At 71.2% G+C, this 16,038-nt stretch carries 12 protein-coding genes; 10 read left to right on the forward strand and 2 right to left on the reverse strand.

Annotated features, from left to right (window positions below; genetic code table 11):
- Positions 1–65 precede the first annotated feature (65 nt).
- The 9 genes from IEY73_RS06525 (at position 66) to IEY73_RS06565 (ending at position 12,036) form a co-directional block, all read left to right on the forward strand.
- Positions 66–1,016 (forward strand): ABC transporter ATP-binding protein, encoded by a 951-nt coding sequence (locus tag IEY73_RS06525; RefSeq protein ID WP_189078373.1) that lies wholly within the window; start codon positions 66–68, stop codon positions 1,014–1,016.
- Position 1,017: 1 nt separating this feature from the next.
- Positions 1,018–1,776 (forward strand): ABC transporter permease, encoded by a 759-nt coding sequence (locus IEY73_RS06530; protein ID WP_189078169.1) that lies wholly within the window; start codon positions 1,018–1,020, stop codon positions 1,774–1,776.
- A 568-nt stretch (positions 1,777–2,344) separates the two neighbouring features.
- The gene (locus IEY73_RS06535) at positions 2,345–3,862 is read left to right on the forward strand and encodes a sugar transferase (protein ID WP_189078170.1); all 1,518 of its coding nucleotides are present in this window, start codon (positions 2,345–2,347) and stop codon (positions 3,860–3,862) included.
- Positions 3,863–3,884: 22 nt separating this feature from the next.
- The gene (locus tag IEY73_RS06540; RefSeq protein ID WP_189078171.1) at positions 3,885–4,826 is read left to right on the forward strand and encodes a glycosyltransferase; all 942 of its coding nucleotides are present in this window, start codon (positions 3,885–3,887) and stop codon (positions 4,824–4,826) included.
- Between the two features lie 107 nt (positions 4,827–4,933).
- Positions 4,934–6,868 (forward strand): delta-60 repeat domain-containing protein, encoded by a 1,935-nt coding sequence (locus tag IEY73_RS06545; RefSeq protein WP_189078172.1) that lies wholly within the window; start codon positions 4,934–4,936, stop codon positions 6,866–6,868.
- Between the two features lie 143 nt (positions 6,869–7,011).
- Positions 7,012–8,685, forward strand: a complete 1,674-nt coding sequence (locus tag IEY73_RS06550) for a hypothetical protein (protein ID WP_189078173.1) — start codon at positions 7,012–7,014, stop codon at positions 8,683–8,685.
- Entirely contained in the window at positions 8,678–9,619 is a 942-nt protein-coding gene (locus tag IEY73_RS06555; RefSeq protein WP_189078174.1) for a glycosyltransferase family 2 protein, read from the forward strand. Before IEY73_RS06550 ends, IEY73_RS06555 begins: the two co-directional genes overlap by 8 nt.
- A 21-nt stretch (positions 9,620–9,640) precedes the next feature.
- The gene (locus tag IEY73_RS06560; RefSeq protein WP_189078175.1) at positions 9,641–11,155 is read left to right on the forward strand and encodes a lipopolysaccharide biosynthesis protein; all 1,515 of its coding nucleotides are present in this window, start codon (positions 9,641–9,643) and stop codon (positions 11,153–11,155) included.
- Positions 11,149–12,036 (forward strand): sulfotransferase domain-containing protein, encoded by an 888-nt coding sequence (locus IEY73_RS06565; protein ID WP_189078374.1) that lies wholly within the window; start codon positions 11,149–11,151, stop codon positions 12,034–12,036. The genes IEY73_RS06560 and IEY73_RS06565 overlap by 7 nt, the downstream gene beginning before the upstream one ends.
- Here the strand turns inward: IEY73_RS06565 and IEY73_RS06570 are convergent.
- Complete coding sequence (locus tag IEY73_RS06570) at positions 12,004–13,269, reverse strand: hypothetical protein (protein WP_189078375.1); 1,266 nt, start codon at positions 13,267–13,269, stop codon at positions 12,004–12,006. The genes IEY73_RS06565 and IEY73_RS06570 overlap by 33 nt on opposite strands.
- A 154-nt stretch (positions 13,270–13,423) precedes the next feature.
- Complete coding sequence (locus IEY73_RS06575) at positions 13,424–14,842, reverse strand: glycoside hydrolase family 16 protein (protein ID WP_189078176.1); 1,419 nt, start codon at positions 14,840–14,842, stop codon at positions 13,424–13,426.
- Positions 14,843–15,122: 280 nt separating this feature from the next.
- Here IEY73_RS06575 and IEY73_RS06580 point away from each other — a divergent pair, with 280 nt between their 5' ends.
- A complete protein-coding gene (locus tag IEY73_RS06580) occupies positions 15,123–15,776 on the forward strand; it encodes a class I SAM-dependent methyltransferase (RefSeq protein WP_189078177.1) in 654 nt (217 codons plus the stop codon).
- The last annotated feature ends 262 nt before the right edge of the window (positions 15,777–16,038 follow it).

Below are 16,038 nucleotides of genomic sequence, written 5' to 3' on the forward strand. Positions count from 1 at the left end.
GATCGCCGCGACGTAAGGTTGCCGCTGGCCATTGACAGCGAGCCGGACAGGACCGATGGGTGAGCATGGCGCAGCAGAACGCGGTCGAGTTGCACGACGTGGTGGTGCGCTACGGCGGCACCGTCGCCGTCGACCGGGTGTCGCTGACCGCTGCGCGCGGGCGAGTGCTGGCCCTGCTGGGTGACAACGGCGCGGGCAAGACCAGCCTGGTGCAGGTCTGCACGGGATTCCGCCGGCCGGACGGTGGGGTGGCGCGGGTGCTCGGGCTGGACCCGGTGGCTGAGCACGATGCGCTGACGCCGCGCCTCGGGCTGATGGCCCAGTCGGGCGGCATGTACCCGTGGGCGACGGCGGGCGAGATCCTGGACCTGTTCGCGTCGTTCGCCGCCCGCCCGCTGGACGCGGCGATGCTGGTGGACCGGCTCGGGCTGGGTTCCGTGACAGGCACCCGCTGGCGGCGGCTCTCCGGCGGGGAACAGCAGCGGCTGGCGCTGGCGGTGGCCCTGGTCGGCCGCCCGGAGATGGTGTTCTTGGACGAGCCGACCGCGGGCATGGACACCGCGGCACGGCACACCACCTGGCGTCTGGTCGAGGAACTTCGTGCGGACGGCGTGTCGGTGCTGCTCACGACGCATCTGCTGGACGAGGCGGAACGGTTGGCCGACGACGTGGTGATCGTCCGGTCCGGGGCGGTGGTGGCCACCGGCACGCCGGGCCAGTTGACCGCCGCGGCGGGCGTCGACCGGCTGGTGGTGCGCGCGCAGCCCGGCCTGCCGGTGCCCGATGTGGCCGTCCGGGCCGCGGGTGGCGGGCCGCCGGCGGCGGTCAGCGAGGACGCGCCGGGGGAGTACACCGTCGACGGCGAACTGGACGCCGAGGCGATCGCCTCCGCGCTGGCCTGGTTCGCCGCGGTCGGCGCGCGGGTGACGGCGGTGAACACGCGCCGCCGCACTCTGGAGGACGTCTACCTGTCGCTGACCGCTCCGGCGGTGCCCGGGCTGAGAGTGAACGGATGAGATGAGCGGGACTTTCGTACCGGCGCCCGGTCGGGCATCGGCGCGGGCGGTGGTGGCCCGGCAGATCCGGATGGAGTTGACGTTGACCGCACGCCGGGGTGAGGCGGTGGTGCTCGCCATGGGTGTGCCGCTGCTGGTGCTGTTGGGTGCGGGCCTGACCCGGGCGACGAATCTCCCGACCGGTGACCGGATCGGGTTCGTGGCGCCCGGCGTGCTGGCACTGACCGTGATGTCGACGGCGTTCACCGGGCAGGCGATCACCACGGGTTATGAGCGAGGCTACGGTGTGCTCAAGCGGCTCGGTGCGTCGCCGCTGACCCGGCCGGGGCTGCTGGCGGCCAAGACGGTGGCGGTGCTGATGCTGGTCTGCGTCCAGTTGCTGGTTCTCACCGCCGTCGCGACGGCGGTCGGGTGGCGGCCGGACTGGGCCCGCCTGGTGCCGGCGGCGGGCGTCACGGTGCTGGCCACCGCGGCGTACTGCGGACTGGCGTTGGTGCTGGCGAGCCTGCTGAAGCCGGAGACGACCACCGCGGCGGCGACGCTGATCTACGTGCTGATGCTGGCCGGGGGTGGCATCATGTTCGCGGCGCCGGACCTGGGCACGGTGGGATGGTTCCTGCTGCCGCTGGCGGCGCACGCGCAGGCCCTGCGGGAGGCGCTGACGGCGGGCAGGCCGATCCCCGGGGTGCTCTGGCTGAGCCTCGGCGCCTGGGCGGTGGCGGCGTTGATCACGGCGGCGCGCACCTTCCGCTGGGAGTGAGCAACGCCGGGAGCGAGAAGCCGGGAGTGAGTGGCTCGCGGAGTCGGGGAGTAACAACGCGCGGCGTGCCGGATGAGTCTCCCTTGAGGACGAATTCGACGCTTGTCAAGGGCGTTGTTCGCCACCGTGCTGCCTCTTGTTACCACGCGCCCGCGTACCTTTATCGATGTCTGCGGATCGATACGTGCGCACCGTGGGTCGACCGTGTTAACGTGCGGTGCCTTCTTGCCTCGTATCGGACATAATCGCCATGACCAATGGAATTAAACGGACAAATCATAGACGTACGTCAAAGGGTTACGTAACCCTGAGTACGACTGCTATTTTGTCCGATGTAGAGCTAAGTTAACCTGCAATGCGCGGGGATGCCGCCCGAAACGGCATCCGCAAATTGTGTTGAGCGTCGGTAAATATTGCGCCCCAGGAGTCGGTATTCTCCGGAAGCTCGTCTAACGTTCATCGCCGGGTTGTGTTTGTGCGCTCCAGTTCGGCCGGTGGGTGGACGGTCGGCGGTGCGATGCACGCACATGCCTAGTGGGTGTGGGGTCTCACTGGAGGCAGGACAGTTGTGACCACGACGGAGACGACGGCGGACAACGCCGACACGGGAGAAGTGCCGACCACGACGTCACTGACCGGTCTCGCCGATTGGGATCTCGGCGAGCTGGTGGGGCGTCGCCTGGCCGACCGCTGGGTGTGGGAAGCCCGCTATGTCAAACGGCTGCTGGTGGTGGACTTCGCCGCCACGCTGCTGGCCACCTTGGCCGCGTTCGTCCTGCGCTTCCAGGGCGCGCCGTACGCCCGGTGGTACCTCCTGCTGTCGGCGCTGATCCCGCCGGTCTGGGTGGGCGTGCTCGCGCTCACGCACGCGTACGAGCGGCGGCTGCTGTTCGTCGGGACCGACGAGTATCAGCGGGTCATCGGCGCGGGGGTGCGGCTGACCGTCGGCATGGCGCTGGCCTCCTATGTGTTCCGCGCCGACCTCGCCCGCGGCTATCTGCTGCTCGCGCTGCTGCTGACCACGGCGCTGTCGCTGATGGGCCGGTTCCTGCTGCGACGGCTGCTGCATCGGGCCCGGCAGCAGGGACGGTGCATGCATCGTGTGCTGCTGCTCGGGCACGCGCCGGCGGTCGCGCAGACGACCCGTCAACTGCATCGCAAGTACCATCACGGGTTCCAGGTCGTCGGCGCCTGCCTGCCGGCGGACCAACTCGCCGACGGGACCGCCATGGTCGACGTGCCGGTCCTCGGCGCACTCGGTGCGTCGGCGAACTCGGCCGCGGCGGCCGGTGCGGACACCGTCATGGTGCTGACCTGCCCGGAGTTGGACGGGCCGATGCTGCGCCGGCTGGCCTGGGAACTGGAACGCGACGACATCGACCTGATCGTCTCGTCGTCCCTGGTGGACACGGCGGGCGACCGCATCACCGTGCGCCCGGTCGACGGGCTGCCCATGATGCATGTGGAGCATCCCCGGTTCACCGGTGGTCGCCGGCTGGTCAAATCGCTCTTCGACGTCTCGGTGGCCGGGCTGCTGATGGTGCTGCTGGCGCCGGTCTTCCTGGCCGTGGCCCTGGTGATCAAGCTGGACACCGGCGGCCCGGTGTTCTTCCGTCAGGTGCGGGTCGGGCGTGGTGGCGAGTCGTTCCGGATGTTCAAGTTCCGGACCATGCACGTCGACGCGGAGCGGCGGATGGAGACGGTCCGCCAGCACAACGAGTTCGGTTCGGTGCTGTTCAAGATGCGCTCCGACCCCCGGGTCACCCGGTCCGGCCGGTTGCTGCGGAGATACTCGCTGGACGAGTTGCCTCAGTTGATCAACGTGTTGCTCGGCGAGATGTCGCTTGTCGGTCCGCGTCCGCCGCTGCACAGCGAGGTGGAGCAGTACCCGCAGGACATGCGCCGTCGCCTGGTGGTCAAGCCGGGCATGACCGGCCTGTGGCAGGTCAGCGGCCGTTCGGATCTGTCCTGGGAGGACTCCATGCGACTCGACCTGCGATATGTCGAGAACTGGTCCTTCACCGTCGACCTGGTGATTCTCATGCGGACGGCCCTGGTCGTGTTGCGTGGCTCCGGCGCCTACTGAGCGCCGGCAGGATGGAGATTCGGTGACCACGTTGCTTGTCGCCTCCACCGGGGGCCACCTCGCGGAGCTGCACGACCTCGTGCCGCGACTCGATCTTGGCGCCCGCCGGTGGGTGACCTTCGACAGCCCGCAGAGCCGATCGCTGCTGGACGGCGAGGACGTGGTCCACGTGCCTCCGGCCACCAGCCGGGACCTGGTCGGCGCGGTCCGTGACCTGATGGCTGCCGGGCGGATGTTCCGCGCCGAACGCTACGAGCGGGTGATCAGCACCGGAGCGAGCGTGGCGATGTCGTTCTTCGTGCCGGCCGTCGCGGCGGGCGTGCAGTGCGCGTACATCGAAAGCGCCACCCGCACGGACGGCCCGTCGCTGACCGGCCGGATGGCGGCGCGGTTGCCGGGCGTCCGGTTGTTCACGCAATACGCGGCGTGGGCCAACCGCCCCTGGCGTTACGAGGGGTCCATTTTCGACGCCTTCGAGGCGGTCCCGGTCGCGCATCCGCGCCCGGTGCGCAAGGTGGTGGTGACGCTCGGCACCCATGAGCGCTTCACCTTTCCGCGACTGCTCCGTCGGCTGGTGGAGATCCTGCCGCCCGATCTGGAGGTGCTGTGGCAGGTGGGCGCGACCCGCATCGACCGGATGCCGCCGGGTGCCCGCGATCAGGTGCCGGTCACCGAGATGCAGCAGGCGATGCGCGAGGCCGACGTGGTCGTCTCGCACGCCGGTGTCGGTTCGGCGCTGGCAGCGATGCACGCCGGACGCCGGGCGCTGTATGTTCCGCGGCGTCGCGCGTACGGCGAGCATGTGGACGACCACCAGGTCGCCATGGCCCGCGAGCTGAACGTCCGCCGGCTGGTGGTGGCCCGTGACGCCGGTGCGCTCACACCGGCCGATCTGGACGCCGTGGCGGCCTGGACGGTGCGTGCCCGTCACCGGGCGGCGCCGTTTCGGCTGATGTCGTCCTGACGTTCCGGCCCTGCCTGTTCCCCGTCCCGATCCCGTTTTTCTTCGAGTCTGATGAGGAGAGCACGTTGTCCCTATCGCGTCGACTCCGCTCCCGTGGGTGGGCCAGGTTGCTGGTCCCCGCCGCGGTGACGGGTCTGACGGTCGCGTTGACCGCCATCCCGGCGAACGCCGTCTACGTTCCGCCGGATGCCGCGGCGGCACTCACGTCGCCGAACCCGGTGGATTACACCCCACAGGCGCAGAACGGCAGCATGCGCGCGTTCGCGCAGATCGGAAACACCGTCTACGCCGGAGGATCGTTCACCGGCATCAAGCCCGCCGGAGCCAGCAACTGGACGTCCCTCAGCTATCTGGTGGCCTACGACGCCGGCACCGGCGCGCTGCGCACCGGCTTCACCCCGAGCCTCGACAACTCGGTGCAGACACTGGCCGTCAGCCCCGACGGCAAGCTCATCGTGGGCGGCAACTTCCGCACCGTGAACGGCGTGGAGCGGCGCAACCTGGTGGAACTGGACCCGAACTCGGGCGCCACCATCGATAGCTGGGTGGGCCGCGGTGACGGCGGCGTGGTGCGGCGCGCGGTGGTGTCCGGCAACTTCCTCTACGTCGCGGGCGCCTTCCACTGGGTGAACGGGACGCAGCATTCGCTGCTCGCCCGGCTCAACGCCACGACCGGTCAGATCGACGCGAGCTTCCAGGTGGACGCCGAGGGCGCGCGGCCGTATGACAACAGTTCCGAACTGGTCTGGGCGTTGGCCGTCGCGCCGGACGGCAACACGGTGGTCGCCACGGGCAACTTCACGGTGGTCAACGGCGAGGACCGGGACCAGGTGGTCATGATCGACACCTCGGGCCTGCCGACGGTGGCGGACTGGCACACCGACCGGTACGTCGCGGCCTGCTACAGCAATGCGTTCCCGTTCTACGCCCGCGACGTCGACTTCGCCGACGACGGCAGCTACTTCGCCATCGCCGCGGACGGCGGGCGGGGAGACGCGTACTGCGACGCGATCGCCCGCTTCGAGACCGCCGACCGGGGCGCGGTGACCGCCACCTGGGTGGACTACACCGGCACCGACTCGGTCACGTCGCTGGAGGTGGCCGACGGCGTGGTCTACGTGGCCGGTCACTTCCGCTGGCTGAACAACGCCAACGGCAACGACTCCAAGGGCGCGGGCGGCGTCGACCGGTACGGGTTCGGCGCGCTGGACGGCGGCAACGGCCTCCCCATGGCGTGGAATCCGGGGCGGTCGCCGGGTAACCAGTTGCCCGCTGACGGCACCGAGTGGGGACCGATCGTCTGGGAACTGTGGAAGGGCAGCAACGGGCTGTACGCCGGGTTCGACTCCGACGGCGCGGGCAACGAGTACCACGGGCGGCAGGCGCTGTTCCCGACCGCCGGCGGCCGCAACGTCGGCGTCGCCGATGCTCCGCAGGGCTCGTCCGGCTACCTCTACCTCGGCGCCGGTGATCAGCACCTGACCAAGGTGCCGTACGCCGACGGCGTGCTGGGCAGCCCCACGGTGACGGACCAGCCCAACCTGACCGCGGCGCGGGCGACGTTCCCGGTGAGCAACCGCTTGTACTGGGCGCAGACGACCTCCGGATCTTCCCGCGGCGTGCTCAACGCGTCCCTCTTCAGCGGCAGCGGCCAGGTCGGCGCGCCGTGGGAGAGCAGCGGATTCAACACCGCCTGGTTCAACGCCACGGCGCTCACCGGTGCGTTCTTCCTCCAGGGTCGGATGTACTACACGCTGTCAAACAGCAACGCTCTGTACTATCGATATTTCACCAACGACGGATCGATCGTGGGCTGTACCCAGTTCAGTCTGCCCACGACGGGGGTGGACTGGCGTACGGTGCGGGGGATGGCCTGGGTGGACGGCAACATCGTCTATGGCTCGACCGACGGTTCGCTGCGGTCGGTCCACTTCGACCCGGCCGCGGCGACGGCCGTCACGGGAAGCAGTGCTCAGGTGATCGCGACGGCCACGACCGACACCACGTGGGACAAGCCCACTTTGTTCTTCGAGACGTCCTAGTCCGGGACGTTGCGGAGCAGGAGGTGGACAGCCGCCGGCGCCGGCCGGTCGCCGGGTGCCCCGAAGCCGGGGCGTCCGGGGGCCGGCGGGCGCCGGCGAAGGACAACGACGCCATCTCGCCCGGAGAGAACTTGCGTATGGATGTGACTGATTCCCTGGCCGCCGGTCGGCAACGAGTCATCGGCTTCGCGGATGTGGTGCGCATCCCGATGCGCCGGTGGCGGCTGGTGCTGGCCGTGACGGGAGCCGTGCTCCTGGCGACGCTGGCCTATCTGCTGTTCTTCCCGGCGACATACACCGCCACCACCGTCGTGGTGCTGCGGCCGGTGGTGACCGATCCGTTCACGTACCCGTCCAGCGGCGCCGACCGGGTCATCAACATGACCGCGGAGACCGGGGTGGCGACCGGCAACCAGGTCATCGACACCACCGCGCGGGCGCTCGGCCGTGACGCCGACGACGTGCGGGATGCGCTGTCGGTGGAGGTGCCGTCCGGTGGTCAGGTGCTGCGCTTCATGTACGCCGACAGCACCGCCGTGAGCGCGGTCACCGGCGCCAACGCCGCCGCGGAGACCTATCTCCGGGTGCGCGAGAGCGACTACCAGCAGCAGCGGGAGTCGCTGCTGCGTTCCTACGACAGCACCATGCAGCAGGTCACCGACCAGCGCAAGACCGCACAGAAGGGCCTGCCCGGCTCCGGCGCTGGGTCGTCCAGCACCACGCCGCGGACCCAGGCGATGCTCGACCAGGTGAGCGCGCTCAACGACCAGATCGCCGAGCTGGCGAACCAGCGAGCCAAGATCGCATCGGCGGACCTGACACCGGGTGTGGTCACCGCGGCGGCCCGTGAGCCGGTGCCGTCCAGCCACGACGCGGCGCTGCTGTTCATCGCCGGTGCGCTGCTCGGCGGCGCGCTGCTCGGCACCATCACGGCCCACGCACGGGAGGCGATGGACCGCCGGGTGCGGTCCACCGAACAGGCCGCGGACCTGACGGCGGCGCCCGCGCTGGGCGTCGTCCGTTCGGCCCGGCAGAACCACGGCGACACTGCCGCGTCGGACGCGCGGTATGTGTCGCTGGCGGTGCTCCGCTGGGCGCAGCGGCACCCCGGACGACCGTTGGTGGTGCTGTCCGAACGAGACGACGAGGGCCGCACCATGGTCTCCGGAAACCTGGCGGCGGCGCTGGCTGAGGCGGGACAGCACGTGCGGCTCGCCGCCCTGCCGGACCGGCACGACGAGCTGCGCAGGATCCTGTTCGCGGCACAGACCCGCACGCCGCCGCGGCACGGGCCGGCGCAGGGGCCGGGATCCCGTCCGAAGCCATGGCCGGCGACCGAGGCGGCAACCGAGACGCGCATCAACGGCTCGTCGCACGGCAGCACCGTCCATCGCGGAACGGTGGCGTCCGCGGGCGGCGCCTCGGGGACGTACGGCGAGGCGCGTCTGCGCGTTGGGCCGGACAGCGACCCGGACGCCACGGTGGTGATGGAAGCACCGCCGCGCCAGCCGCCGGTGCTGTCACCGCCGGAGCCGGAACCGCCGCGGCGGCCGGGTGACGGGGCGGTGCCGATCGGCGACGGTGAGGTGCTGCTGTGCGACCTGGACGAGACGTCCGGCGACGGCACCGTGCTTGTCGACGCGCCGCCGTCGGCGACCGATGCCCGCGGCGTGCGGGCGGCCCTGTCCGGGGAGGTGCTGCTGGTGGTGGCTCGCGACCGTACCCGCCATCGGGATCTGACCCGCCTGATCGAACGGCTGCGGTCGGCCGGGGTCCGGACGGCGGGCTTCGTGCTGACCGGAGGCCGGCATGCCTGAACGTCTCGATCGGGGTCCCGGCGCCGCGCCCTGGCCGGCGGTCTCCGTCGTGGTCGCCACCTGCGACCGCCCCGGGCTGCTGGAGCGTGCCGTGGCGGGCATCCTGACCCAGGACTATCCCGGCCCGATCGAGTGTCTGGTGGTCTACGACCACGTGGCGGTCCGCCCGTTCGACACGCCCCGCGGCCCGTCGCGCACGGTGCGGTTCCTGTCCAACGCGCATCGTCAGGGGCTGCCCGGCGGGCGCAACAGCGGGGTGGACGCGGCGTCCGGGGAACTGCTGGCCTTCTGCGACGACGACGACGTCTGGCTGGCCGGCAAACTGCGCCGTCAAGTGGAGATGCTGACCGATCCGGCGGTGGGCGCGGTTAGCTGCGGGCTGCGGTTGAAGGGGCCGGGCATCGATAAGGAGCGGGTGCTGGACCGCGACCGGGTCACCATCGACGAGCTGCTCGACGACCGCGTCATGGAGGTGCATTCCAGCACCATGCTGGTGCGGCGCGAGGTGTGGGCGGCGGCCGGGCCGGTGGACGAGGACATCCCGGGCGGGTACAGCGAGGACTACGAGTGGCTGCTGCGGGTGGCGGCGGTCACGCCGATCGCGGTGCGCCGGGAACCCCTGGTCATGGTGAACTGGCATGGCGGATCGTTCTATTTCGGACGGTGGGCGACCATCGTGCAGGCCCAGCGCTATCTCCTCGGCAAGCATCCGGAGCTGGCACGCAGCCGCACCGGCATGGCGCGGATCCGGGGCCAGATCGCCTTCGCGCTGGCCTCCGGCAACCGCCGCGCCGAGGCGGTGCGCGAGCTGGCCGCGGTGGTCCGGTTGAATCCGCGGGAGAAACGGGTGCTGGCGACCGTACCGGTGATCATGGGTTTGGTGACCGGGGAGCGTGTGCTGCGGATGGCGCAGAAGCGCGGCCGCGGTGTGTGATCCCACACCGGGTGCCGCGCGATGACGGTGCCGCCGGCCGACGTCACCGAGGTTCGGCGCAGCACCCGCAGCAGCGCGGTCGGGCTGCTCGGCGCGGCCGTCAACGGTGCCTGCGGATTCGTGCTCACCGCGGTGATCGTCCGGGTCTTCGGCGCCACCGGGTCGGGCGCGCTGTTCACCGCGATCGGCGTGGTCAGCATCGCGGGCCCGCTGTGCTGCCTGGGCGCGGACACCGGTCTGATGTGGGCGATTCCGCGCCGCACGACCGGCGCACACGGCGACGCCGCCCGGCTGCTGCCGCTGGCGCTGGCGCCCACGGTCATCCTCGCCGCGGTGGTCGCCGCGGTGGGCTGGGCGCTGTCCGGGGTGCTGGGCCGGGCGCTGCTGGGCGCGACCACCGACGGCCGCGCCCTGATCCGGCTGGCGTTCCTGGGCGTGCCGGTCTTCGTGCTGGCCACCGTGCTGTTGGCGGCGGTCCGTGCGACGCGACCGGTGAGCGCGTACGTGGGCGTGCAACTGGTCGGCGTGCCGATGATCCGGCCGGCGTTGATCGGGGCGTTGGTCGCGTTCGGCGGGTCGGTGGTGGCCGGCTTCGCCGGCTGGCTGCTGCCGATGGCGTTGGCTGCCGTGGTGGCGGCGGTGCTGGTGGCCGGCCCGCTGGGGGTGACCGGTGGTGCGCGTCTGCGCCCGGACGCGGCGGACCGGCGCTGGTTCTGGGGGTTCGCGCTGCCCCGGGCGGTGTCCACCGCCATCGACGCCAGCAGCATGTGGGTGGGCGTGCTGCTCACCACGGCGCTGGCCACGCCGGCCGCGGCGGGCGTCTTCGGCGCGGTGGGCCGGTACGCGCTGGCCGGCTTGCTGGTCATGCAGGGCCTGCGCGTGGCGGTAGCGCCGCAACTGTCCCGGCTGCTGGGCGCTGGCCGCAGCGCCGAGGCCGCCGCCGTGTACCGCCGCACCACCGTGGGGATCGTGCTGCTGTCCTGGCCGGCGTACGTGCTGCTGGCCGCGTTCGCGCCGGCGTTCCTGGCGCTGTTCGGGTCCGACTTCGCGGCGGGTGCGGGCCCGATGGCGGTGCTGGCGTGCGCCATGCTGGTGAACGTCGGCGTCGGGATCGTGCAGACGGTGCTGCTGATGAGCGGCAACAGCGGCAAGCACCTGCTGGCCGCGTCGTGCGGGCTGGCGGTGAACGTGGCGGCCGGTGTCGCGCTGATCCCGGCATATGCGGCAACCGGCGCCGCGGTGGCCTGGTCGCTGGGGATCGTGACGGAGAACGTGCTGGCGGCGATCTTCGCGCGGCGTGCCCTGGCGCAGCCGCTGCTGTCCCGCGCCCTGGCCCTGACGGGACTCGCCGCGCTCGCGGTGACCGGGCTGGCCGCGGTGGCCGGTGCGGTGACCGCCGGCCGCGGCGTGGCCGGCCTGTCGGTCACGCTCTGCCTGCTCGCGACGGGCGCGGTGGCGGCGCTCGCCAACCGTCGCGTGCGCGCCCACCTGACAAACGTCCGTGCTCAGCTTCGCCCTCGGGAGGCCACATCGTGACGGTCCGGGACCGCATCAAGAGCGCCGCGCCGCGCCAGGCCCGCGAAGGGATGCGCAGCCTGCTGGTCCGGTACGGCGAGGCGACAAGCGAGGTGCGGCCGCTGCCGGACTTTCTGGTGATCGGCACCAAGCGGGGCGGCACCACCTCGCTGTGGCGCTACCTCGTCCAGCACCCCCTGGTGCCGCGACTGTTTCCGGCCTGGAACACCAAGACCTCGCACTACTTCGAGGAGAACTTCGACCGCGGCGAGGCGTGGTACCGCTCGCATTTCCCGACCGCGCGCCGCCGCGCGGCGCTGCAACGGCGGCACGACGGGCCGGTGCGGGTGGGCGAGGCGGCTCCGCTGTACATGTTCCATCCGCTCGCGGCGTCCCGGGTGGCCGAGCTGATGCCCGCCGCGCGGATGATCGTGCTGCTGCGCGACCCGGTGGAGCGGGCGTTCTCGCATTGGAAGGAACGCCGTGGGGAGGGTGTCGAGCCGCTGACGTTCGCCGAGGCGCTGGAGGCCGAGGAGTCGCGCACGGCGGGGGAGCGGGAACGGCTGGTCGCCGAACCGGGATACCACTCGACCGCGTACGACTGGTACTCCTACCGCGCCCGCGGGCGCTACCTGGAACACCTGGAACCGTGGCTGTCCCGTTTCGACCGCGCGCAACTGTTGTTCGTGGCGAGCGAGACGCTCTATCGGGAACCGGCCCGCACGTACGCGCGGATCCTGGAATTCGTCGGGCTGCCGCCGCACGACTTGCCGTCCTACGACGTCTTCAACGACCGTCCCAGCCGGGGCATGGACGACGCCGTGCGTGCCGAGCTGACCGCGCATTTCCGGCCGCACAACGCGGCGCTGTCACGGCGCTTGGACATGACCTTCGACTGGTAGCCGAGCGGCCAGCACGTCGAGCAGCGCCGGGTGGAGCTTGGCGTTCCAGCCGGTGCCGCCGCCGGACAACTCATAGGTGCGTAACCAGAGCTCGACCAGGTACGCGTCGGCCACGAACCGCTGCCGGCCGTCGTCCAGGCCGAGGGCCGGCCCATGCGTGCGCACCGCGTCGTCCACCGCGTCGGCGCACCGGCCGGCGGGTCGCCCTCGCGTGGACAGCGCGGTCTGGAACGCCTGATGCGCCAGGTCGAAGCCGATCGGGGCGTCGTCGGTGTGGTTCTCCCAATCCCACACCAGCAACGTGCCGTGGTGCCGGGCCATGTTCCATGGCACCCAGTCGCCGTGCCAGTGGCCGAACTCGACCGGCAGCGCGCCGTCGCGGGCCACGAGGGCGTCGATGGCGGCGTCGATGATGGCGCCACCCGTGGTGGCCGCGGCGGCCCCGGCGGCGCGGCGGCGCCAGGAACGCAGGAAGGTGGATTCGCCGAACGGCACCGGCGTGCCGGGCGACCCGCCGTGCCGGGCGACGGCCAGCATCGCGGCGGTGCGCGGTGTTGCGGGACGGCGGATCCGGCGTACCCGGCGGGGCATCGGCTCGATGATGGCGATCTCCCGGTCCGCCGTGTGCACGTGGTGCATCAGGCGTGGCACGGCTGGCATGTCGCCGATCCGGCCGGTGCGGGAGGCCAGTTCGCCGAGCGTGGCCACCTCCGCCCGCACCATCGCGCGGGTGCCGTCGTTCCATCCGATCTTCGCGTAGCCACGGGGCCGTCCGTGGTCGTCGAACAACTGCAGCGTGGGCTTGTGGTGCGGGTCCGGTGGCCGCACCCCGATCGCCGCATGCAACCGGGGCGCGCCGAGGAGCGCGGCCAGTTCGCCGGCGAGCGTCGGCACGCCGTCCGGGGCCCGCACGGACAGCACCGGCGAGCGGGTCAGGCCGAGCGCGCCGGCGCGGGCGAGCAGGCCGACCGCGGCACGGGAGGCGCGCACCCGGGCTGGGCGCAACGCGTTGTAGGCCAGCAAGGAGGCGGCGGTCACCCGGCGGGAGGCGAGGGGCAGCAGGAAACGCGCGTCATCCAGGGAGGGGACCACGGCGTACCGTACGGCGGCCGGGTCGCCTGCCGCACCCGGGGCGTCGACCGTCAGGCGCAGCCGCGGGTCGCCGAAGACGGCCCGGGTGACCCAGCCCAAGCCGTCCCGGCGGGCGCGAGGATCGCCGCCGGACCCGATCAGGTTGTCGGGCGGTGTCCGCGGCGCGGGTATCGCGGGGCGTTGCGGGGCGGGCTCGTCGGGCACTGCTCGACCATAGGCGACCGCAGATCATGCCGACAGGGCCGCACGGCCACGGCCGTGCGGCCCTGTCGGTGGTGTCCCCATCGGGGTTTCGTCAGTGCTGGTAGACGCGCACGTAGTCGACCACGAAGTCGGCCGGGAACCGGGTGCTGCCGTCCGGGTCGCCGAGCCAGCCGCCCACCTGGAAGTTGAGCCGCAGGTTGTACGGCTTGTGGAACGCCTTGTCGAACCACGGTGTGGTGCTGCGGTTGCGCGTCCACACCAGCTTGTCGTCGATGTACCACTTCAGCGAGGTCGCGTCCCATTCGGTGGTATAGGTGTGGAAGCCGTCGCCGGGGTATCCGCCGCTCGGCAGGGCGATCCGGGTGTCCTGCTTGACCGGCGAATAGTCGTAGAAGATCGCGGCCGTGGACCGGTCATACCAGCCCTGCCCGCCGGGCAGCTCGGTGACGTCGATCTCGCCGTTGCCGCCGTCCTCCGGGCGCAGCCAGAAGGCAGGCCACAACCCCTTGGACGCGCCGGGCTTGTTCGGCGACTTCGCGCGGATCTCGAAGCGGCCGTACGTCCAGGAGTGCCGGCCGATGGTGTCGAGGTAGCTCTGCGAGAACTGCCGCGTCTGCGAGCTGCACTTGACCGTCTCGCGGAGCGCGCGGAGGGTGAGGTGGCCGCCCGAGACGAAGGTGTTCTTCGGGCTGTCCACGTTGCATCCGCGGTCGATGTCGCGGCCCTCGCCGTCGCGCAGGTTCCACTTCGACCGGTCCAAGCCGTTGCCGTTGAACTCGTCCGACCAGACCAGGTTCCAGCCGGCAGGCGCGGCGGGCGGTTTGGTGGTGGCCGGCGGTTTGGTGGTGGCCGGCGGCTTCGTGGCGGTCGGTTTGGTGGTCGGCGGCGTGGTGGTGGGTGGCGTGCTGGCCGGCGGTGCGGTGGTCGGCGGCGGCAGGACCGTCGCGGGCCCGGTGGTGCTCGGCCGGGTCGCCGTCTTGTAGGACAGGACCAATTCGGGATGCAGGTTCTCCCGGGAGTTCTCCCGCGACGCCCAATAGATGCGGGTGTAGTAGGACTGCTGGGACAGCGCGAACGTGTAATTCCCGTTGCCGCGCACCGAGCCGGACATGTCGAACTCGGTGAACCCCTTGTGCACCCGGTCGACGGCGCGGGCGGCGGACACCGCGGCGAGCTGAGCGGCGTTCGCGGCGGCGCGGAGGCCGCCGGGGACGGCCCGTGCCAGGATGCGTGCGGTGAAGTCGTGCCAGGCGTAGACCCGCAGCGTGGCCTTCACGTCCACCGCGTTCGGCGGCAACTGGTCCACGGCGAACTGCAACGTCGCGTCGCGGCGCCCGTGCGGGTTGCCGTCGCACATCGCGGGGCAACTGGCGAGCGTGGTCTTCACCGCGTTGTTGCCGTCCTGCCACACCTGGGTGATGGTGGTGTCGGCCACCGGGTGCAGGGTCAGGCCGTCGTCGTCACTGGCGAAAAGGGGCAGAATCGTGGCGGTGGAGGCGAGCACGGCCACCGCTGCGACGATGAGGAGGGCCCGGCTGCGTCCGAAACGAACCCGGCGCGCCGGAGCGTGAGCCGGTGTGTGCGCAAGAGGCATGAACGTTCGATCTTCTCTCGGGTGAGTCGCATGTGGTCGATCGTGGGAAGGTTGATCGCGGGCAGACAGTAGCGTCCGAGATTCCAAGGTCACGAGCCCGAACACCCATGGCTAATGCTGGCTTAAGACGGGGTTAATGCCAACCCGTGACCGCAGGCCGATGGTCACTCGACTGTAGCGTGAGTACGCTGCCGCGATGGACCTTCACTCGCTGCGCTGGCGGCTCGTGGACAATCCCGACTCCTGGGGTGCCCGGCGACGTGAGCGGCGGTCACGCTGGCTGCTGGACACCTTCCCGGAGCTGCCCGAGATGTCGGTGGTGGACCTCGGCGGGCGCATCGGTTTCTGGCGTCAGCTCCCGGTCCGTCCCCGGCAGGTGCACGTGGTGAACCTGGAGGAGCAGCCGGCCGACGTTCCCGCGTGGGCGCGAGTGTCCCGGGGCGACGCCTGCGCGCTACCCGACGAGATCCGCGAGCAACGCTACGACCTGGTCTTCTCCAATTCGGTGATCGAGCACGTCGGTGGCCATGAGCGGCGGCTGCGGTTTGCCGAATCGGTCCACCTGCTCGCGCCGCGGCACTGGGTGCAGACGCCGTATCGCTACTTCCCGGTGGAACCACACTGGATCGCGCCGGGCATGCAGTTCCTCCCGGTGGCGGCCCGTCGCGAGGTGGCCCGGCGCTGGCCGTTGGCCTACACCCCGGGCCGGACCCGGGAGGAGGCGCTGGCCCGGGTGCTGTGGACGGAGCTGGTGGACAAGACGCAGATGCGGTCGTACTTCCCCGGCTCGGTGCTGCGGGAGGAGAAGATCATGGGCCTGACCAAGTCGCTCATCGCCCACCGCACCTAAGCCCGCCGCCTCGCCGCGGGGGCTCCCGCTCCCGTCGCCTCGCCGCGGGGGCTCCCGCTCCCGTCGCCTCGCCGCGGGCGCTCCCGCTCCCGCCGATCTTGGACTTAGTGTGCCTGACTCGACATAGCATTCCCGACTTGTCCGACCAGCAACTCCAAGATCGATCACTCGCTGCGCTGTCGCCGCGCCGATCTTGGACATTGTGGTCGGACAAGTCGGGAGTGCCTTGTCAGAACGGGCACCGAAACCTCAAGATCGGTGC

This window comes from Mangrovihabitans endophyticus (genome assembly GCF_014646155.1).
GTDB classification, from domain to species: Bacteria; Actinomycetota; Actinomycetes; order Mycobacteriales; family Micromonosporaceae; genus Actinoplanes; species Actinoplanes endophyticus.